Annotated in this window: 20 protein-coding genes; 11 read left to right on the plus strand and 9 right to left on the minus strand. The window is 38.4% G+C overall.

Annotation, left to right across the window (positions count from 1 at the left end):
• The first annotated feature begins 58 nt into the window (after positions 1-58).
• From rplI to hisS, 3 genes are all read left to right on the plus strand, one after another.
• On the plus strand, positions 59-511 hold the full coding sequence (rplI, locus tag VKY50_RS03920) for a 50S ribosomal protein L9 (protein ID WP_324299069.1): 453 nt from the start codon (positions 59-61) through the stop codon (positions 509-511).
• 98 nt (positions 512-609) lie between these two features.
• On the plus strand, positions 610-1,080 hold the full coding sequence (locus VKY50_RS03925) for a DUF6495 family protein (protein ID WP_324299071.1): 471 nt from the start codon (positions 610-612) through the stop codon (positions 1,078-1,080).
• Between the two features lie 94 nt (positions 1,081-1,174).
• Positions 1,175-2,560, plus strand: a complete 1,386-nt coding sequence (gene hisS / locus VKY50_RS03930; protein ID WP_324299073.1) for a histidine--tRNA ligase — start codon at positions 1,175-1,177, stop codon at positions 2,558-2,560.
• A gap of 332 nt (positions 2,561-2,892) precedes the next feature.
• On the opposite strand, the gene VKY50_RS03935 is transcribed toward hisS, so the two are convergent.
• Together VKY50_RS03935 and VKY50_RS03940 are read right to left on the minus strand one after the other, a co-directional pair.
• On the minus strand, positions 2,893-3,099 hold the full coding sequence (locus VKY50_RS03935; protein WP_324299075.1) for a hypothetical protein: 207 nt from the start codon (positions 3,097-3,099) through the stop codon (positions 2,893-2,895).
• A 12-nt stretch (positions 3,100-3,111) separates the two neighbouring features.
• Positions 3,112-3,603, minus strand: a complete 492-nt coding sequence (locus tag VKY50_RS03940) for a DinB family protein (protein ID WP_324299077.1) — start codon at positions 3,601-3,603, stop codon at positions 3,112-3,114.
• 164 nt (positions 3,604-3,767) lie between these two features.
• Between VKY50_RS03940 and VKY50_RS03945 the strand changes: the two genes are divergently transcribed.
• The 6 genes from VKY50_RS03945 to VKY50_RS03970 all read left to right on the plus strand — a co-directional run bounded on the left by VKY50_RS03945 (position 3,768) and on the right by VKY50_RS03970 (position 8,557).
• On the plus strand, positions 3,768-4,298 hold the full coding sequence (locus tag VKY50_RS03945) for a hypothetical protein (protein WP_324299079.1): 531 nt from the start codon (positions 3,768-3,770) through the stop codon (positions 4,296-4,298).
• 5 nt (positions 4,299-4,303) lie between these two features.
• Complete coding sequence (locus VKY50_RS03950; RefSeq protein WP_475404862.1) at positions 4,304-5,323, plus strand: helix-turn-helix transcriptional regulator; 1,020 nt, start codon at positions 4,304-4,306, stop codon at positions 5,321-5,323.
• Positions 5,324-5,397: 74 nt separating this feature from the next.
• Positions 5,398-5,952: a glutathione peroxidase gene (locus VKY50_RS03955; protein WP_414652283.1), complete on the plus strand. Its 555-nt coding sequence runs from the start codon at positions 5,398-5,400 to the stop codon at positions 5,950-5,952.
• Positions 5,953-6,018: 66 nt separating this feature from the next.
• On the plus strand, positions 6,019-7,185 hold the full coding sequence (locus VKY50_RS03960) for a molybdopterin molybdotransferase MoeA (protein WP_324299081.1): 1,167 nt from the start codon (positions 6,019-6,021) through the stop codon (positions 7,183-7,185).
• Between the two features lie 26 nt (positions 7,186-7,211).
• Entirely contained in the window at positions 7,212-7,652 is a 441-nt protein-coding gene (locus VKY50_RS03965; protein ID WP_324299083.1) for a molybdenum cofactor biosynthesis protein MoaE, read from the plus strand.
• 20 nt (positions 7,653-7,672) lie between these two features.
• Entirely contained in the window at positions 7,673-8,557 is an 885-nt protein-coding gene (locus VKY50_RS03970; RefSeq protein WP_324299085.1) for a molybdenum cofactor synthesis domain-containing protein, read from the plus strand.
• Positions 8,558-8,570: 13 nt separating this feature from the next.
• On the opposite strand, the gene VKY50_RS03975 is transcribed toward VKY50_RS03970, so the two are convergent.
• The 7 genes from VKY50_RS03975 to nirB form a co-directional block, all read right to left on the minus strand.
• Positions 8,571-10,034, minus strand: coding sequence for a rubredoxin (locus VKY50_RS03975; RefSeq protein WP_324299088.1), 1,464 nt, complete (start codon positions 10,032-10,034; stop codon positions 8,571-8,573).
• A gap of 5 nt (positions 10,035-10,039) precedes the next feature.
• Positions 10,040-13,564, minus strand: a complete 3,525-nt coding sequence (locus VKY50_RS03980; RefSeq protein WP_414652286.1) for a molybdopterin-dependent oxidoreductase — start codon at positions 13,562-13,564, stop codon at positions 10,040-10,042.
• Between the two features lie 381 nt (positions 13,565-13,945).
• A complete protein-coding gene (locus tag VKY50_RS03985) occupies positions 13,946-14,590 on the minus strand; it encodes a response regulator transcription factor (RefSeq protein ID WP_324299092.1) in 645 nt (214 codons plus the stop codon).
• A gap of 39 nt (positions 14,591-14,629) precedes the next feature.
• Positions 14,630-16,315, minus strand: a complete 1,686-nt coding sequence (locus VKY50_RS03990) for a PAS domain-containing sensor histidine kinase (protein WP_324299094.1) — start codon at positions 16,313-16,315, stop codon at positions 14,630-14,632.
• A gap of 112 nt (positions 16,316-16,427) precedes the next feature.
• Entirely contained in the window at positions 16,428-17,012 is a 585-nt protein-coding gene (locus tag VKY50_RS03995) for a DUF4202 domain-containing protein (RefSeq protein WP_324299096.1), read from the minus strand.
• Between the two features lie 13 nt (positions 17,013-17,025).
• Positions 17,026-17,403: a nitrite reductase small subunit NirD gene (gene nirD, locus VKY50_RS04000; RefSeq protein ID WP_324299098.1), complete on the minus strand. Its 378-nt coding sequence runs from the start codon at positions 17,401-17,403 to the stop codon at positions 17,026-17,028.
• A gap of 51 nt (positions 17,404-17,454) precedes the next feature.
• Positions 17,455-19,968 carry a nitrite reductase large subunit NirB gene (gene nirB, locus VKY50_RS04005; protein ID WP_324299100.1) on the minus strand — a complete coding sequence of 838 codons (2,514 nt, stop codon included), beginning with the start codon at positions 19,966-19,968 and terminating at the stop codon, positions 17,455-17,457.
• Between the two features lie 221 nt (positions 19,969-20,189).
• On the opposite strand from nirB, the gene VKY50_RS04010 reads away from it, so the two are divergent.
• On the plus strand, positions 20,190-20,912 hold the full coding sequence (locus VKY50_RS04010) for a M15 family metallopeptidase (RefSeq protein WP_324299102.1): 723 nt from the start codon (positions 20,190-20,192) through the stop codon (positions 20,910-20,912).
• Between the two features lie 98 nt (positions 20,913-21,010).
• A complete protein-coding gene (locus VKY50_RS04015; RefSeq protein WP_324299104.1) occupies positions 21,011-21,478 on the plus strand; it encodes a DinB family protein in 468 nt (155 codons plus the stop codon).
• Positions 21,479-21,624 lie beyond the last annotated feature (146 nt).

The raw sequence follows: 21,624 nt of genomic DNA on the forward strand, positions 1-21,624 counted from the left end.
CGTCACTTAGCACTTATGCCATACGTAGCAGATTTATTAAAATAAAAGGAAGGTAACCATGGAATTAATATTAAAGAACGACGTCGAAAACTTAGGTTTTAAAGATGATGTGGTAACCGTTAAAAATGGTTACGGTAGAAACTATTTGATCCCTAAAGGATACGCTATTTTAGCTACCACTTCTGCTAAAAAAGTATTGGCTGAGAACTTGAAGCAAAGAGCCTTTAAAGAGAAGAAAATCGTTGATGACGCTCAAGTTATTGCAGATCAACTTAAAGGTTTAGAGATTAAAATTATCGCTAAAGCTGGTGTTGGGAACAAACTTTTTGGTTCTGTAACAAACGCTGATCTAGCTGAAGCGATTCAAAAAGAGTCTAAAATAGCCATTGAGAAGAAATATATAAGCATCTTAGGAGGTAACGTAAAAGTTGCTGGTCCTTATGAGGCTACTATTAGACTTCATAGAGAAGTAATTGTTAACTTCCCATTTGAAGTAGTAGCTGAGGCTTAAGAAGAAGTAATTATTTCATCATAAAGGAGGTTGTATAAAAATTTAATTTTTTGCAGCCTCCTTTTTATTTTTACACATCGATAAAATAAGGAGTTCAAGTGAAGTACAGAAGGTTAACTAAAGAGCAGCTAGAGGAAATGCACCAAGAGTTTATAAACTTTTTGGCCACGCAGTCTATAACTGCACAAGAGTGGAATGATATTAAAGAAAATAATCCAGCGGTTGCTGAGGAGGAAATAGATATCTTTAGTGATTTGATCTGGGAAGGAGTGTTGTCCAAAATAGCGTACCTTGAAAATATTTTTGACACAGGAATGCATTTATTTCACCTTACGGAAAAGGAAATGAAGTTGATCGCTGTTCGTGTATCTCAACCGGGAATTGACTTGAGAACCAAACATGGGTTTGGATGGTTTAAGCAGAATTTCATGGGGGATAATGTAGAGATTATGACTGCGGTTAAAGCTTATTCAGATGATAAGTTAAAGGATAGATTTGAGCTTATAGAAAAGGGTGCGATCATCACCAAAGGGGAATTATTCCGTTTTTTTGACGATATTATCGAATAGGGATAAGTACCAAAGAAGTTTTAAACGTAATAATTTAGAATACTTTTAGTAGCAAAGGTATTATTTAGTGTAAATCTCCAAACACAACATATTAATGGCACAAAAACCAAGCATAGCAAAAGGAACAAGGGACTTTGGACCAGAAGAAGTCAGTAAAAGAAATTATATTATAAGTACCATAAAATCTCATTTTGAGGTTTTTGGTTTCATGCCTATTGAAACTCCTAGCTTTGAAAACTCAGAGACCTTGATGGGGAAATATGGGGATGAAGGAGATCGTTTGATTTTCAAAATTCTTAACTCTGGGGATTATTTATCTAAAGTAGGGGATGATCTTTATGCCAAAAAGGATGCCAATGCCTTAACGGCAAAAATTTCAGAAAAAGCGCTGCGTTATGATTTGACGGTTCCATTTGCACGTTATGTGGTCATGCACCAAAACGAAATTGAACTTCCTTTTAAGCGATACCAAGTGCAGCCAGTTTGGAGAGCAGATCGACCTCAAAAGGGACGTTTTCGAGAGTTTTACCAATGCGATGCGGATGTTGTTGGTTCAACTTCCTTATGGCAGGAAGTTGAGTTTATACAGCTCTATGATAATGTGTTTAGTAGTCTTGGGGTAGAAGGGGTGACCATTAAATTAAATAACCGAAAAATCCTTTCAGGTATAGCTGAGGTCATTGGCGCCAAGGACAAGCTCATAGATTTTACAGTGGCTTTAGATAAGTTGGATAAGATTGGTGAAGTTGGTGTGAAAAAGGAAATGCTCGATAAAGGGATTACGGAATCTGCGATTGAGAAACTTCAGCCTTTATTTAGCTTTACCGGTAGCAATACTTTAAAATTAGAAAGCTTAGCATCAATGTTGACCGCTTCTCAGGAAGGACTTAAAGGGGTGGAAGAACTACGTTTCATTCTAACTAATATTGAAGATTTAGGCCTTAAGATTTCAAATTTAGATTTAGATGTAACCTTAGCTAGAGGGCTTAACTATTACACCGGGGCCATCATTGAGGTTGCGGCACCAGATACCGTAAAGATTGGCTCTATCGGGGGAGGTGGTCGTTATGATGATCTAACGGGTATATTTGGTCTTAAAAATGTAAGTGGTGTTGGTATTTCATTTGGTTTGGATCGAATCTACTTAGTCTTGGAAGAACTTGGTTTATTTCCGCCATCTGTTACCACTACAACCGAAGTGCTATTCTTGAACTTTGGCCAAAACGAAGCCTTATATGGACTTAAAGCTGTTACATCATTAAGGGAAAATGGCGTTAAAGCAGAATTGTATCCTGATGATGCGAAGATGAAAAAACAAATGAACTACGCTAATAAAAGGGGTATTCCATTTGTTGTACTTGCTGGAGAATCTGAGATGAAGGAGGGAATATACACTTTAAAAGATATGGCCTCTGGAATGCAAGATAGACTTAATCTGACTGATTTAATAGCGAAGTTTAAGACCTCATCCACAGTCTAATCGTAATGCTGCGAACTATCTATTAAGATAGTATTCTAAAAGCAACTCACAACAAATGAAGAGATAGGTACAAATATACCTTACTGTATTACCTTTTTAGAAATAGTAAGCCAAAGGGCATGTAAAGATTTTCATTATCTGCTAACTCTATAGCAAGAGCCAAAATAGATTGCTGTAATTTGAAATGGAAATTAATTGAAATTTTGGTTTTGATAAATGGAATTCAATGCGATAAAGCTTGTTCGAATAATATTCTAATGAAGTATCCATGTAAGAGGCTAGCATTAGAGTAACTTGATTAGCCCTCCTTCTTTGAAAAAGTATTCACTTAATTAAAGTTCCTGGAAATGAAACCCTTTCATCTCTAACACTTTAGTGAATTTAACGGGATCCTGGGTTTTAACCCGGAGGATGTTATCGCAATCCTCCAGATCAAAATTCCATTGTTCGTTTTTAAGCGTCAAAATGTCTAGTTCAACTTTTAACAATTTGACTTGTGATTGATTGATGACGGTAGTCTTGAAAATGTGTACACTCATTTTCTGCAAAAATTAATGCTCCCAGAAAAAAGGTGGCTCAATATTTAGACTTCTTAGGTATACATACCCTTGGCCTCTGTGGTGGATTTCATTATCTATGAAATAGAAAATGGATGATATAACCGTACCTTCATATTGACCAAAGGTTTTAACAGGTTTATGAAAATCCTCTAATTTGATTTTTGGGAAGTACTCATTTAAGATCTCGGTGGTTTCATCCCATGCCTTTAAATAATTTTCTTTTTTATTTTCATAATCGTGTTCTTTAAATTCGGCAGTTTTACCATCCACAATCTCTTTGATTCCTGGCCCTGCGATGGCTAACATTTCTTGGATCAATTTGGCATAAGGGCGCATGCCCCCAATAGAATGGTTAAAGAATTCCTCCTCAGGGAATACTTCGATCGTTCTTCGAGTTAACCCGCGATGCGATTGCCAGTGATTTAAGAGTTGTTCTGAAGTGAAAACTGTTGCTGATTGGGTCTGTGTTTTTGAATTTTCCATAATAAATAGATTTCTGTGATTTTATTTTCTTTTTCAAAAGTAAGAGGGGGCTATGACAAGGGCTTGTCAGTAGTGGTAAAAAAAATTAAAAAGTTTTAGTTATGATGACATTGGGTTGTCATAAGGCGGTAGTTTATTTGTGAATAATTTAAAATCAAGGTATTATGAATGAAAGAATAACCTTAGCGTTAACAAGTGAGTCATTACCAACAGTAATGAGATCCTATTTCCATTATGTGTATTGGGCCAATATCACGCTAATCGATTGGATGAGGACCAAGTTCTCACAACTTCAAAAAATAAAGGCTACCTCAAGTTTTATGGCAACGGAATTAACCTTGAGTCATCGCTGTGAAATTCCGGTGTTTAACCTTGATGTGATCAAGATTGATGATAAAGACAAATTCGGAGAAGAACCAACGAATAAGACTCCTATTTTATCGGAGCTCATGGAGTTTTTGCATGAAAATTCTCTGGCGATTTCCAATTTTATCAACCATCAGGTCCAAAATAGTTTTATCCAACTAATTCCTATTTGGAATCTTTGGATAGAGAATAATGAGCCATACTATTATTTTTTTATCAAGGTGGTCAATTGCAATACCTACCTCAAAGAACAGAGGATCCGCCTCGGTCAAAAGCTGGCTTGCACTAATGCTCCCTTGAGACCTTACAATGATCATCTTTTTAACTAAGACCGATGTCCTTTAAAGAACGATACTTTCAATGGATGTTATATCTTTGGCATATAGGCCAATCAGTTATGAGTAATGAAACTGTTAAACGATTTGATAGAATCGTATCCATCCACATTCAATTACAGTCTAAAAAAATTGTTCGAGCTCAAGACTTAGCGGATCGATTTCAAGTTAGCTTACGAACAATTTATAGGGATATTCGTACCTTAGAATCCTCAGGAGTACCCATAGTCAGTGAGGCGGGAGTAGGATATAGTATTATGGATGGTTACCGGTTACCGCCCATTATGTTTACTAAAGAAGAGGCCGGTAGTTTTGTAGCCGCTGAAAAATTAATGGAGCAGTTTACCGATGATACGCTTGGTGCATACTTTAAATCTGCGATGTATAAAATCAAATCTGTTCTGCGGGGTGGGGAACGGGATTGGATTGACGCCATTGAATCTAAAGTAAGGATCAACCCATCGCGTGAATTGTTTAATAAAGATATCCCTAACGGTTTAGAAGTTATCTTTGAGAGTATTGCGGAAAGAACACAATTGTTTTTGACCTATAAAGCCTTCGAGGCGGATAATTCTAGTGAGCGGTATATTGAACCAGTGGGATTATTTCATGAAAATAATTACTGGTATCTTATGGCATATTGCCATCTTCGAAAGGATTATCGGCAGTTTAGAACAGATCGAATGAAACAGATAAAGAGGACCTCATTGCCTTACTTACTAGAACATGGACCACTGGAGGATTATCGGCCAGAAAGGCCGAAGGAGGATTGTACTAAGATCGTGCTGAGGGTTGATAAAAAAGTAGCCCGTTATATGACAAGCAGTACAAACTACTACGGCTTAACGAAGCAAGTTCCAATGGGAGATGAGATGGAGTTGACCTTTATGTGCTCTAGGGTTGAAAATGATTTTGTACGTTGGTATTTAATGTTCTCAGATTATGCAACTATCATAGAGCCAGAATCTTTAAAAGTAACAGTGCGTGAAATTCTCGCTGCTGCTACCTCAAGGCTATAGGACTTTAATTTAGTACGTTTTTAAGGGGCATTTTTCTTTAAAGTTTTGTACCTTGTTTTTAAATACTAAAAGGAGTGAGAAATTTAATAGTCATATGCTTACTATGGTGTTGCGCTAGTGTAAGCGGCCAAAATGTTCAAGAAATGGAGAATACCTCGATTTATCAGTTTACCGTCAAAGACATCACTGGAGCGGATTTTGCATTAAGCGATTTGAAAGGTAAAAAGGTGATGATCGTAAATACCGCTAGTAAATGTGGGTTGACACCTCAGTATGAGCAATTAGAAAGTTTATACAACACGTATAAGAATCAAAACTTTGTGATCATTGGATTTCCTGCCAATAATTTTGCAAATCAAGAGCCAGGAACCAATGAAGAAATTGCGGAATTTTGCCAAATGAACTATGGAGTTAGTTTTCCTATGATGAGTAAAATTTCCGTGAAAGGGGATGATATACACCCGTTGTATGCTTTTCTTACTCAAAAGGAGCAAAACGGTGTGGAAAGTTCTGAGGTCTCCTGGAATTTTCAAAAATACCTCATCGACGAAAATGGTCACCTAGACAAGGTAATCGATCCTAAAACTTTGCCAACGGATCAGCGTATCATAAGTTGGATTGAGCAGTAGGTTTATCTCCAACTCCACTGATCCAGGTTATTAATTCTTTAAATTTGTTTGACTAAAGAAAATTGCATGATTGCTGTCCCTGAGGCATTATCTCTTATCCAAAGATCGATTACATCCAATACAGTCGTAGAGATAAATATATCGGATGCACTGGGTTATGTATTGGCTCAGGATGTTGTCTCCAAGATTGATTTGCCTCCCTTTAGGCAATCTGCCATGGATGGGTTTGCCGTGCGTTTTTGGGATAAGAAACAATTCCTTATTAAAGGTGAAATTCAGGCGGGATCTAACCAGGAAATTTCATTGCACAAAGGTGAGGCTGTTCGGATTTTTACAGGAGCTCGTGTTCCTGTGGATGCAGATAGGGTCATAATGAAAGAACACGTGGAAGATTTAACCACTCACATCAGGGTAGTTAGTCTTCAGGAAAAAACAAATATAAAGGCACAAGGGGAGCAGATCAAACGTGGTGATGTTGTGCTTTCAAAAGGCGTAGAACTCAATACCGCTGCACTTTCTTTCTTGGCTGGATTGGGGGTGGATAAAATAAATGTTTACAAAAAACCAAGTATAGCCATTTTAATTAGCGGCAATGAATTATTGCAACCTGAAGATCCTTGGCAGGAGGCTAAGACATACGATAGCAACTCTTATATTTTAAAGTTATTTCTTAAACGCCTTGGAGTGAAAGAGGTATCCTTGCATTATGTTAAGGATGATCCTCAACAATGTGTGGCCATAGTGGCAAAGCTACTTGAACATTGTGATTTTATTATAGCCACCGGGGGTATTTCTGTGGGAGATTATGATCTAATGCGGGATGCTTTTCATAAGAATAAGGTAAAAGAAGTGTTCTATAAAATCAATCAAAAGCCCGGGAAGCCTATTTATTTTGGATTAAAAAACGATACGGTGATTTTTGGACTTCCTGGAAATCCAGCTGCTTGTTTTATAAATTTTCAGGTTTATGTATTACCTGCTCTTAGACGATTTTTTGGAAAAAAGACACCAAATTTTAAAAAAGGGATATCCGATCACAGAATTGTAAATAATTCTGATAAGGCTTTGTTTTTAAGAGGGGCATGTGAAAATGGACATCTTAAAGCTTTTTCCAATCAAAGTTCGTCCTTATTACAGAGTTTAATACAGGCCAATGTGCTTATTTATATTCCAGAGGATATTAAAGTTGTTGAAATGGGAGATGAAGTTCAATATGTGGAGATAGTTCAGTAATTTTACCAAAAGGAAAAAAAAGCACTATGGAGCGCAAGAAAAAAAACGTATTTATTCAAGGAGCTATACCTGCGGAGTTTATAGCGGAATCTATAGCAAAACACCAATCCAAGCACAGCATTGGGGCACATAATATATTTTTAGGCCAAATTAGGGCCGATCATAAAGCGAATAAAACTGTGGCTGCCATAGAGTATACTTCCTACCAGGCGATGGCCGATGAAAAGCTTTATGAAATTCGGGAAGAAGCCTTTGAGAAATTTGATCTGACATGTATGCACATCTATCATAGTTTAGGAAGGGTAGAGGTAGGTGAGATCTGTTTTTTTGTTTTTGTCTCCTCAGCGCATCGAAAAGGCGTATACAAGGCAACGGAGTACATCGTTAATCGCATCAAGGCTGAAGTTCCCATTTTTGGAAAAGAGATATTCGAAGACCAAACGCATCAGTGGAAAGTCAATAGCTAAACGGAAATTCTAGAAGCTTTATGAAGGATATTGGACACCATATTACAGCAAATTGTCTAGCCATTGCGCAGATTGAAATTCAGATGGATGAAATGGCCTGGGAGGGTTATGATGATGCTACTTTTTCTGCCATTCAAATTGCGGTTGAATTGGCTGTTAAAAATGCATCAACCACTCTACCTGGGGTTCATCTTGTGTCATTTGACGCTATTGAACTCTCCCAAGAGCGCATGGAAAATACGCTGATTTATCAACTTCATTTAAAAGCGGTACACAAAACAAGTATTGATACCCAAGCCTTGTATGGTATTGCTGTTGCAGGGGTATCTCTTAAGCAATTGGTTGGTTCAAAGGGTCAGCTTAACATGGGCGCCCCGAAAATTGTAAAAAGTAAAAATCCCTATATAACCGACAAACGAATGTACCCTAGAGGACTCACCGCAGCTGTGGTGGTTTGTTCTGATAGTATTTCTGATGGATCCAAGTCGGATGCTGCTGGGAAGGCTATTATAGCAGAATTGGAAAATTATCAGATAACGGTCAATCACTACGGAGTAATCCCAGATGAAAAGGACATAATTTCTCAAAGTGCATTGGACCTTTCAAAGGAGCATCATTTGTTAATTTTCACTGGCGGAACGGGATTGTCATTTAGAGATGTTACACCGGAGGCTCTTGAGCCACTTATACAGAGAAGAATTCCAGGAATTGAGGAAGCAATAAGATCTTATGGTCAACGGCGCGTACCTTATGCAATGCTCTCCAGGAGTTTGGTGGGTACTATTGGAAATTGTTTAGTAATGGCCCTTCCCGGATCTACCAATGGTGCTCGGGAATCCATGCAAGCTGTTTTTCCTCATGTATTACATGTCTTTAAAATTTTAAGAGGGCAAACTCAGCATTAAACCAATGAACATATCACAGGGATTCGTTTGTAGGGCTTACCGTTTGTATTATGGGGATGAAATTTGATTTTGGAGCCTCACATAAGCAGCAATGATAATCCTCTGGCAATTGTTCAAAGGGTATATTGTGTTGAATATTTTGGCTGGCATCTCCATACATTTGATCGTATACAGTAAGGCAGTCCCTACACTGATAGACCTGTTTTTCTTTTATAGCGATGGGCTTGATACTTTTAGTATTTAACGATTTGTCAATTCCTTCCGTGGATTGACCGAGCTGATTAAAATATTCTTTACTCAGCTCCATCAGTAATCCAGGCAATGCCAAGCGATCCACATGAAGAGCATAGGTTTTATAAACTCTGGTATTTGGGTCGAAGTTTTTCGCATAACTTACGTTATAGGTACTTCTGAGCTTGGTCTTACTAGGAGTCGGTGGATTACATTGTATAACAATAGAGGTAAAATGAAAAGCGTTGTTGTGCTGCTGGGTAATTCCTATGGTAAGACCATAGGTGCTAATATCATAACTATCTAATTTTGAAACAATGTAATTTTTTAACTTAAGTGCCGCTTGATCTCCGACGGGAAGATGCCAGTTGAGTTCTAATTGAGAGTGCCTCACATTAATACCATGCTTCCCTAAGCATCTCTCCCACGCTAATTTGGCATCTGCTGGAATACCTTTAATGATAAAAGACTTCCACGGGGTAATACATATTTTTCCTACTTTAGACACTGCGCAGAGTTCACATAAATCAATCAAAAAAGGGAGGTTGTATTGGTTATTGCGCCAATACAAACCTAACCAGTATTTATCTGTACCCATTTTGTTCATGCCCTCGTAATAAGGAAAAGGATGAAAAGGGATGTTTAAGGGACTGTCGATAGTTCTGTTATTCGTATCTGTACTGTCATTTATAAGTTCAAAGAGTAAGTCTACGGATTCTAGCTCCTCCATCAACAGATTTTCAATACTTTTAGAAACAGTCGCCATGTCCCAACTATAAATTAAGGCGGGATAAAGCTGCAGCGATCCCCAGTTTGGCATTTGAATATAGAGATACCAATAATCTTCCCACTTGGAGGCTATAAAATTAAGATGTCCTGTAAACAAAGGGACTAAACGTTGCAAGGGATCGACAATGTTTATTTTAACCTTCGGATGAGATTTGAACAGTTCCAGGAGATATAGATAACGATCACTGGTGAGCCATGGAGTAGTAGTTAGAATATCGGTGGATAGATAGGAGCAAACTATATTTTCTTTATCCTTATGAATGCTATCTACACAACTTATGTCCTTAGTAAAGCTCCAATTGTTTACAGGTGTTTCAGTTGTAAATAAAATATCTTGCCTTGAACCAAAACTAATATGTCCCACTCCTTTGTCCAAAAGTGTTACTAGGATCATTTTTAGTTCCCCAGGGCTGAGCACGCCTCCTTTTATGAGCAATCGGTAATAGTCCTTTTCCATATGAATTAAATTAAATCGGTTTGGTTTTTAAGCAGTTCTCTTATTTCTGTTTTGCAACTTCCACAACCTAGTCCAGCTCCAGTCTGTTGACACAATGCATTAAAATCTAGTACTCCTGCTTGCATAGCTTCCTGAAGATTGCCTATTCCTACCTGGGCACAGGAACATACCAGTGAGCCTTTGACCTGTTTAGCCTTTGCTGTTGATCTAAGTAATTGGTTTCTTTTATCGGCTAATTCAATACGATTTGAAATCATTTCTTTGAACTGTGCAAATTCATTTTTATCTCCCATTAGAATAGCACCAATTAAATGATCATCTTTTACGATGCATTTTTTGTAATAACGTTTTTTAAAATCAGAAAAAATAATTTCTTCATAAGAGGGGTCATTTTCGGGTACTTTGAGTTCTCCTATGCTACAAAGATCGAGATCGTTGAACTTTAGAATATTCATCGGCGCTGAACCCTTATATATGCTGCTAATGTCACCAGCAAAATAGTTGGCCAGAATATCGGCCTGTTGTTCCGCGGCAGCTGTTATACCAAATAGTCGATTGTCAAATTGGGCAATTTCTCCAATGGCAAATATAGTGGGGTCAGAGGTTTGTAAATGCTCATTCACTTTAACCCCTCTACCACAATCCAATTTTATTTTTTTAGCCAGGTCTATATTGGGAATCGTTCCTATGGCGTATACTATAGCATGTGCGACGATGGCTTTTCCGCTTTTAAGGGTAATGGATAATTCTTGCTTTTCATCATGATTAAAGACGGTGCTCACCTCATTGTCAAAATAAATTTGAATTCCTTTATCTTGTACATCCATAGACAGTAGTGTGCTAGAGGTTTTATCCAATTGACGCTCCATAAGGCGGGAAGATCGCTGTATAATAGTGACTCGAAGCCCTTTAGGTTTTAAGGCGGCAGCCATTTCCAAGCCTAACAAACCTCCTCCTACGACCACTACATGCTTTTGTGGTGTTGGGACCTGCAGCCTGTTTAGGTGTGCTTTAAAGCGATCAGCATCAGTTTTGGTTCTAATGGTAAATCTTCCAGGAAGTTCAAGTTGCGCATTCGATGGCACGAAAGGACTGCTACCTGTGGCTAATATGAGCTTGTCATAAGAATATTTCCTTTTGCTATTATCGATAATAGTTTTATTCTCCCGATCTATGGAAGTTATTTGGCTGCTGTGATGCAGCGTGATTTTGAGTTTATCGAGTTGGTCTTTTTTTATTTTCTCAAGCTGCTGCCATGATAATTCTTCGCTGATGTATTCTGGTAGTAATACACGATTGTAAAAAGGGTTGGCTTCATGGGAAAACACCTCAATGGAATCGGTGGTATTTTGGTCTCTGTAATTTTGAATAAACCTAAAAGCAGCGGCTCCAGCTCCGATAATCACGATTTTTTCAATTGGTTTTATGTATTTAGAAATGGAAACTGCAGTGAATTTAAAATCAGGTTCTTTGGATTGCGGATCGACGATGGTATTGGTTAAGTTATTTGCTCTTCCAAGGTCGCTCTGTAGAATTCTCCCCCAATGCATGGGTGCAAATAAAACGCTTTCGCGAACCGAATCGGTTACTTTTGCTTTTAAACGAATACTTCCATTTTTACTTTTTACCTCACAAATATCTCCGTTAGAAATGTGATGGATATAGGCATCGACTGGATTGATTTCAATTCTAGGATGGGGATAATGGGTTTGTAATCGTGCCACTTTCCCTGTTTTAGTCATGGTGTGCCATTGGTCTCGAATGCGACCTGTGGTTAGAATTAAGGGGTAGTCGACACTGGTGCCGATAGATGCGTTGTTTACACTATAAGGGACATTGAATTTTGCTTTTAGGTTGGGGGTGAAAAATTTGCGATCTTCAAATAACCTTGGTGTACCAGGATGTGTTGGCGTGGGAACTGGCCACTGCATGCTACCCTGGCTTTTTAACCTTTGGTAATTAAGTCCAGAAATATCGATATGGGTGTCCTTTGTCATTTGGCAATATTCCCTGTAAATTTCTTCACTCGATTGATAATTAAACCCTCTAAACCCCATATAATTCGCGAAATCGCAGAGGATCTCAACATCCGCTCTCGCCTGCTTTGGTCCTTGGAGTACTTTTGGTAAATAGCTGATTCTTCTCTCGGAATTGGTCATGGTTCCTTCCTTTTCTAACCAGGCGGAAGCTGGTAAAAGTAAGTCCGCATACTTTGTGGTGTCAGATTTATGAGAAATATCTTGTACCACTACGAATTTGGCATTGGATAAAGCCTTTTCAACTCTTCTTGAGTTGGGCATACTCACCAGGGGATTGGTTCCAATGATCCAAATAGCCTTTAAATCTCCTTTTTCCAGTGCATCAAACATTTCAGTGGCAGAAAGGCCGGGTTTGGGTGAAATCTTATTAACACCCCAAAAGTCAGCGACTTCCTTTCGGTGGGTAGGGTTGTTTAAATCCTTGTGAACGGCTAATAGACTCGCCATCCCACCAACCTCTCGTCCACCCATGGCGTTGGGCTGTCCAGTGAGTGAAAACGGACCAGCCCCAGGTTTACCGACTTGACCTGTGATAAGAGAAAGATTGATAAGTGCTACATTTTTGTCTGTTCCAATCACACTTTGATTTAATCCCATAGCCCACATGCTTATGAATTTGTCGGATAATCCGATCATATCTGCTGCCATTTTTATATCCTTCTCAGAAACACCACAAATCTTAGCTGCTTGTTTTATACTTAAGGATAGAATCTGCGCTCTATATTTCTGATAATTGTCTGTGTGATTTTTTATGAATTCGTAATCAATTAACCCCCGTTCTAGTAACCGTCTCCCGATGGCATTATACAACACAATGTCTGTTCCAGGAATAAGTTGAAGATGCAAATCTGCAAAATTGGCCGTGTCGGTTTTTCTGGGATCCACCACGATAATTTTAACATCAGGATGTTTTTCTTTATGTTTTTCAATTCTCCTAAATAGAATGGGGTGGCACCAGGCAGGGTTAGCTCCGGCTAGTAAAAAGCAATCAGCAAGCTCAATATCCTTATACGATAAAGGGACCACATCCTGGCCAAAAGTGTTTTTGTAACCCACCACAGTTGAGCTCATGCAGAGTCTTGAATTGGTATCTATATTATTGGTTCCTAGGAAGCCTTTGGTGAGTTTATTGGCAATGTAATACTCCTCGGTTAAACACTGGCCAGAGATGTAAAAACCAACGCTATCTGGACCATGTTTTTTTATGATGGAAGAAAAGACTGCGGCAGCTCTCTTTAGGGCGTCATCCCAGCTGACACGCTCTCTCGGGTGGGCTTTACTCCAACGCATTTCAGGATAGTGGATTCTATCGGAGTAGTCATTGGCCACATAGTGTAGATTCATCCCTTTGGAACACAACATTCCTTTATTTACTTCATGATCGGGATCCCCTTTAACCGCTACCTTTCCTTGGCCGTCCTTTGTGACGATCATCCCACATCCAACGCCACAATAAGAACACGTTGTTTTCGCTGTTTCTTTCCCTCTCATCTGCATGATTTTTTACTAATTTCAATAAATAATTTTACACTACAAATTGTAGTTTCAAGAATTGTCAATGTCTAAAAATTTGGGTAGTAGAATTTTGATATCCTTAGTTTTACCCTACTGATTTTGACGATATTACGCTGTTTATAAAAACGTATTTTGTGAATGGCTTACAGCGATGATTAGCAACATATAGTTACATGTTTCGTGCTGAGAACTTCACACTGTTTGATTAAAATTAAGTACAAATACTTAATTTATTGAAGCGAAAAGCGATTATTTAGAAAGAATTATTAGATTAGAAAAACGGTGTATATAAAATGAATTTCTAAGAAAATGGAGTGCTTGAAATTCGCAAATTCTCAATGCGATGTTTTCAAGAGTTTATCCTATTTGATATTCACGGGCTTTGTTGGCGAGTTCCATGGGGTTTTTAACATCCATTTTTTTCATAAGATTAAAACGGTGTACCTCGGCGGTTCGTTTGCTGATATTCAAGCTATCAGCTATTTCCTGATTGCTCAAGCCTTCTAATACAAGGTTCAAGATTTGTACTTCTCTTTTGGTGAGGTTGAAATCGTTCTTGGGTAGTTTGGGTTTTTCAGAGGTGAAATTATTGATAATACTAGCAGATACCTCTCCAGTGAAGTACTTACCGCCATTTGCAATGATTCGAAATGCTTTGATGATTTCTGCTTTAGTTGCCCCTTTTAGAAGGTAACCATCGGCACCGGCCTTAATAGCACTCAATACATACTCCTCAGAATCGTGCATCGAAAGCAATAAGGTCTTGATGGGAGATCCTATTGATTTTAACTCCTTAACAACTTCTATTCCAGATAATTTTGGCATTCGAATATCTAAAACTAATACATCTGGAGTTAGATGCTTAACCAGCGATAGGGCCTGGGTACCATCATATGCTTCACCGATAATTTCAAATTCCGTAGAATTTTCTAGCATTGCTTGTATTCCCGTGATCACCAAGGGATGATCGTCCACAAGTATTAACTTAATTTTTTCCATCATAGTTGATTCTAAGTACAAAAGTAGGAAAAAATACGTATTTTAATTTAAATCTGATGCAAGAGGAATGTTTAGCGTGATACGTGTTCCTACTTTTTTGCTCGAGGAGATAAACATGCGACCGTTTATATATGCGATGCGTTCTCTCATAAAGGTTAGTCCCATTCCACCATGGTCTTGCTGAGCACTTACCGCATCTATATCAAAGCCTTTTCCGTTGTCATCAATGACGATACTTAGTATATTGGGGTTATGGGATATGGTGATTATGATCTGAGAGGATTCGGCATATTTAATAGCGTTGTTGACGGCCTCTTGAACAATTCTGTAGATATTGATTTCAACTAAAGGTTCAAGTCTTAAATTAAAGTTGGTTTCGTTTATGGTACTGATTTCTTTGGTTGTAAAATTGGAGAGTTCCTGGCTTAGCTTTGAAAGCGAGGCAGCAACACCATAGTCGACTAGTTCTGGAGGGGATAAATTAAAAGTAGCAGTTCGTACCCCTTTGATGATGTCAGCACTCAAGGTTTTTAATTGGTCTATTTTCTTATTTGTACGCTCTATGTTACTCGTGTCAATGCTTTCTATGGTAAATTTTAATCCAGTTAACATTTGACCAATGCCATCGTGGATATCTTTGGCAATCCTATTTTGCTCCTTTTCTTGACTCTCTATAATTTTTGATGAGAGTTCTTTCTGCCGGTCCATCTCTGATTCAAAGTGATCTTTGGTGAGTTTGCTAATTTGATTTTGGGCTTTTTTTCGCTCGGTGATGTCAAAACAAATTACTAGTAGGGTTTCGTTATTATCTTCATTGTGGTATGGGTTAATGGAGACTTCAAACCAACGCGGTTCGCCTAGAGGGTCACTCCCTTTTATCTCACCTTGCCAACCAGTATTTTTGTGGGTTTGTATTACGCTGTTTATGTATTCTTGGTCTTTTTCTTCACTAGTGATCAAAGAAGAAAACTGAACCTCTTCATTGGGTTGGTAATTGAAAAATTTTGAAAACTTACTTCCTGCGCTGATGATATACCCTTGAGGGTCTATTCTGGCAAAGAGTAAACTTTGCTCCATTACCGTATTTAGTGTCTGTAGTGCTTTGACCGATTGCTCTTTCTCCTGGCTTAGTTTATCAGCATTTCGAGCTTTCTCTTGGGCTTGTTCGTTTAAGGTTAATAGCTTCTTCACCACTTGGTTGATGTATCCTGCACTGGGTTTTAAGGCAAGAAAATAGGCTATAATAATAAGTAGAGCGCCTAAAAAGCAGAAAAGGATCAATTGTGCTTTTAGGCTTTTTGAGATTTGATCAATACGGTCCTTATTATAACCGTTCCAATTATTTACCTGTTCAAGATAATTGTTTTCAATTTTGTAAACTTCGATAATTTGAGATTGTATATCAGGATGAAACTTTAATGCTTTAATTTGATTGATGGTGGTTTCACCTGCTTTGAAATAGTTTTCAAAAAATGGCCCTAGGATAGATGCCGTTTTTTTTTCACTTTGCGCTTTTTGAATTTGTTGTTTTAGAGCGTTAAGGCTGGATTGCCATTTGGTAATGGAGGTATTTAGCCTTTCGATAGCCATTTGATCCAAATTCTGAGCTAAGTGTTCATTTGGTGATTTGGGTCTTTCGATAAGATTGAGGGTGGGGTGTTTATCACCGAAAGCGAGATAGGTAGCATTGTTCTCCAAATTTTTTACCTGAAGGTAGATATATAGCAAGCTTGTTAAATAACATACGCTAAGACATATAAGGGTGATGATAAAAAGTCTTTGTAATCTCTTATGTATTATGCGATCTAGCGTTTGTTTCGCACCCATCTTAATTTAATTATTATTGTATGGCTTTCTCGATTAAGGTACGAGAAGTTGGGTTTAAATTTAATTCCAAGGCTGCTTTTCGTCCTCCTTCAGACATTTTAGCCCAAGTTTTTTGAAGAATACTGATGAGCTTTTCCTCGGTGTGTTTTTCTGAGAACTCGGCAAAGTAGTAGTTCAGAAACACTAAACAAACCACATCCTGTAAGGTCTGGGCATCCTCGTTTTTTTTGAGCTGTTTTTTTTGAATTAAATCACTAACCTCCTGGGTGAATTCTTCAGAGTAGCCCACCTTTTGTAAAATGGATCTTGTGAGTTCCGCATGCATTTTTTTCAGATCTGTTCGCCACTTGAGGTATCCCGCACGATCCATAGGGTACGCGTGGCGATCAATCTTCCAACGGCCAATATGCTGTGCTCTTGCTGCGATTTTTAGACTTTCCTTGGCCTGTGGTTGAAATTGCTCAAGGGTATCACTCATACGCATGGCATAAACTAATTCTTTGGGATACTCTTTTCCTTTAAAGTATTCCTTATTTGGGTCTAGTTGGTTAAGTTGGTCGATTTTCAGGATGGCTTGTTGAAATCTATCTTGATCCATTTTTCTTTTTACGTTAATCTACAAAGCCAATATACACATTTTCGTTTTCAATTTTTACAGGATAGGTGGCTAATTTAAGGTGGTCTCCACATAAACTTTCTCCGTTTTCTAGTGAAAAAGTTTTTTTATGTAACGGGCAGGCTACTTTTGGGATACCACGGAGATCTCCAATCATTCCTCTGGAGAGTACCATTTCCATTTTATGAGGGCAGAGATTTTGACAAGCATACCACTGATTACCTTTTTTAAAGTTATAAACGGCTATTTGTTTTGATTTGTATTTTACACATGCGCCAGAATTTACGGGAAAATCTGAAGTAAGTCCCGCTTTAAACCAATGGATAACTTTATGTTGTGGTACAGTGTCGTATTGTTGAAGTAGTTGTTTCATAGTGTTTTTATATAATGGTTTATAATTTCCCAACTTGCTATTGAATTTCTATCAACGCCATGCTCTAGGCATCTTCTGATCCCTTAGTGGCACAAAGTTTATGGTGTCATCAACCTGATCTGAGTTGACAAAGTGTTTGAATCGCTTGACCATTTGAGGATCTTCAATGGCTTGTTTCCATTCGCATTGGTAATGGTTAATTAGGGTCATCATTTCATTTTCTAATTCCGTGGCTATGCCTAAAGAATCTTCTATGATCACGCTTTTAAGATAGTCGATTCCTCCGTCAAGTTTTTCAAGCCAGGCTGCCGTTCGCATCAGCGGTGATGCCGTTCGTATATAGTACATCAAAAAGCGATCTAGATACTTTATACAGGTTTTTTCATCGAGTTGTTCAGCAAGTAATATGGCATGTTTGGGATTTGCACCACCATTACCGCATACATAGAGATTCCATCCTCCTTCCACTGCTATAAGTCCAAAATCCTTCCCCCGAGCCTCAGCACATTCTCGTATACAGCCCGATACACCACCTTTGAGTTTATGTGGAGACCTCAGTCCTTTATAGCGGTTTTCAATTTCAATGGCAAAGGACACGCTTTCGTGCATACCAAATCTGCACCAGGTAGAACCTACACAACTTTTAACGGTGCGCAATGATTTGCCATAGGCGTGTCCACTTTCAAATCCAGCCTCGATTAGTTCTTTCCAAATTAGAGGTAACTCATGTAGTTGAGCTCCGAACATATCGATGCGTTGTCCCCCAGTTATCTTGGTGTAGAGGTTAAATTTTTGAGCGACCTCTCCCAGAGAAATTAATTTCTCTGGAGTGATTTCACCACCTGGGACACGAGGGACAATTGAATAGGTGCCATTTCTTTGAATATTCGCTAAAAAGCGATCATTAGAATCTTGGATTTCCACTTGTTTGTTGGCAGTTTCCATATAAATACTTGAAAAAAGGGAAGCCAAAAGTGGTTTGCAAGTTTCACATCCGTTTCCATTGCCAAAGAGTTCTAAGGCCTGATCAAAACTGGTGACTTTGTTGATTTTAATCAAATCATAGAGTTCTTGTCTATTGTAGCCAAAGTGTTCGCAAATCTCCTGTTTGACCTGTTTTCCAAGGGATCTTAAGGTGACTTCTACTAATTCACGGACCATAGGTTTACATCCACCACACCCAGTGGTGGCCTTGGTCTTGTCGATGACCTCAGAGAGACTATTGCAGCTACCATCTTCTATCAATCCACATATCTGTCCTTTGTTAACGCTCTCACAGGAACAAATCTGTGCGGTATCGGGGAGTCCTAGAATATTCCCGGACGCTCCAGTACTGGATCCCCTAGATCCTAGGATGAGGTCTTCTGGATTTTCTGGAAGCCTCATGTTATTATTGTATAGTTGAAATAGACTATTGTAATCTGAGGTATCTCCAACTAAGATCCCACCATATAATTTTTGGCCATCTTTACTGACGTTGATTCGTTTGTAAATGCCTTTGAATTTGTTTTCATACGTGATTACGGACACGTTCTGATCACTTATAAAAGGATCTCCAAAACTTCCCACTTCAGTACCAATGAGTTTTAATTGGGTAGATAGGTCTATTTTGGGGTCCATAACCGTTTGATGATCTTGCAAGAGTTGAGCCACCGCTACTTTGGCCATATCGTATCCTGGTGCTACTAATCCATATATAGATTGATTGTAAAGGGCCACTTCACCAATGGCATATACATCCTTTTCGGAGGTCTGCATTTTTTCATTGACCAGTATCCCTCCACGTTCACCTACAGTAATACCAGCGGCTTTAGCTAGTTCATCTCTTGGCCGTATCCCCGCGGAGATAATTAACATATCAGTTTTTAATTGCGTTGCATCGCTAAAGGCTAAGCCTTCAATGGCAGTATTACCTAAAATGGTTTTGGTAGATTTTTCCAAATGAACCTCGATGCCAAGGTCTTGGATTTTACGCACTAATAAATCACTGGCTGGACCGTCCAATTGCCGTGGCATTAGCCGAGGGGCAAATTCCACAACATGTGTCTTTAACCCCAGCGCTTTAGAGGCATTGGCAGCCTCTAAGCCGAGTAATCCGCCTCCTAGAATTACTGCGTCCTGTTTTCCTTGTATTTTAAGCTGGTTAGCATAGGACTTTATGGCATCTAAGTCTTCGAGTGTTCTATATACAAAGACACCTTTTTTTTCTAGTCCATTTATAGGGGGAATAAAGGCTGAGGATCCTGTTGCGAAGACCAGATAATCATATGGAAAGACTTGGTTTTTATAAGTGGTTATTTGTTTATTTTTTGTGTCAACCCGTGAAACTAACGATGAGGTATGTAGTTTAATATGGTTGTCTTTATACCAATTGGCTGGGGCCAATAATAGTTGTTCAGCGGATTTGTTACTCATGTATTCGCTTAAATGAACTCTGTCATATGCTGGTCTTGGTTCTTCTCCAAAAACAGTGATGTCAAATTCATTACTGCCATTGGAGTTTACTAGTTTTTCACAGAACTTATATCCGACCATTCCATTTCCGATAACAATAAGCTTTTTCATAATCCGATGTTTTATACATGTCAAATATAAGTAATAATACGTATATAAATTATAAAGAAACTAAACTTATCTACGTATTTCACGTATTTTTATGGATAATTTAAAATGCCGGCTCTATATTATGGGATGTTTAAAATTAGAGACGATGAATTTTTAATCTGTTTACAAAGGCTTTTTATGGATCATAAATTTTTAGCTACATTTGAAAAACATCATTTCACATGAAGTCAATTTTTTTATTTAGTATCGTTTGTCTTTTCTATAGTTGTCAGCAGACCGTACCAAAACAATCTAGTATACCGGCGGCTATCGTTATGGATACTTTAGTTGTACAGGATACTGTTGAAACCATTGAAACGATCGAGAAAAAACGAGTTCCAGAATTAAACTCACTCGCTGATACGACTTTTGTTCGATTAGCGGATTACAGTGATGATTTTATCTATGACATGCGATATGCGACCAAGAATAATTTTTTAGAAGCTCAGGTGTATGATTGTGGAGAGTGTTATGTTCGCGCTATTACAGCCAAAGCGCTTATTAAGGCCAATAAGGCTTTTATGGAACAAGGTTATCGAATTAAATTCTTTGATTGTTACAGGCCCCACGATGTGCAAAAGAAAATGTGGGCCATTGTGCCAAATCCTACCTATGTGGCAAATCCTGCAAAAGGATCGATACACAATAAAGGAGGTGCCGTAGACATCACATTGACGACCTTAGATGGGGATCAACTCGACATGGGAACTACTTTTGATTTTTTTGGTAGAAAAGCGCGGCATGCCTATCAGGATTTACCCAAAGAGGTACTGGAGAATAGAAAACTCCTCAAATCTGGGATGGAGGCCTATGGTTTTGGTGCGATCACCTCTGAGTGGTGGCACTATAATTACAAACCTACCTTGGGATACAAGGTAGCTAACTTTCGTTGGGACTGTGAGTGATGCATAGTTGATTTAACGATTGTGTTACAAATTGATCGTTTCACCTGGCATATTGCCTTGAATTGGATAGTAGCAATTGTAAACTAAAATTAAAACTTATGGTACGATCAACTGAAGGGGAGCGTATGTACGGATTATTTGAGGACTTATATGCTGGAACGCCGTGGTTAGGGGTGAATATAATGTCCAATTTACGCACAATCACTGCTTCTAAGGCTGCTGCCCGGCCGTTGGAAAACTGCAACACGATATGGGAGATCGTGCATCATATGATTCGGTGGAGAGAAAACGTATTGAAGCGCGTGCAAGACAACGTTCTAGAGACCCCCCAGCATAATTATATTCAAGAAGTGGTAGATACCTCTTTGGAAGCTTGGCAAGCTACATTAGAAGAACTTAAAAATAATCAAAGCGATTGGAAATCCTTTCTGGAAAGTGTCACAGAGCAGGACCTTCATAAGATGTATGAACCTAATAGACAAGATTACTACAAACACATCCACGGGATTCTTCAACACGATGCTTATCATCTTGGACAAATTATACTTCTTTTAAAATTTGTTTAGAGGCCGATCTTTTGGGATTTTAACATAATTTAACTTGAATTCTAAAGGGAAATTTTCGGAAGAAAAAAAAACACGGACATATTTGTCCAAAAACCCTGAAATATGATGTAATTAAATGAATATTTAACGTTTAAACTCCCAAAAAC

Origin of the sequence: Galbibacter sp., from assembly GCF_035306585.1 — a bacterium.
In the GTDB taxonomy this organism is placed as follows: Bacteria; Bacteroidota; Bacteroidia; order Flavobacteriales; family Flavobacteriaceae; genus Galbibacter.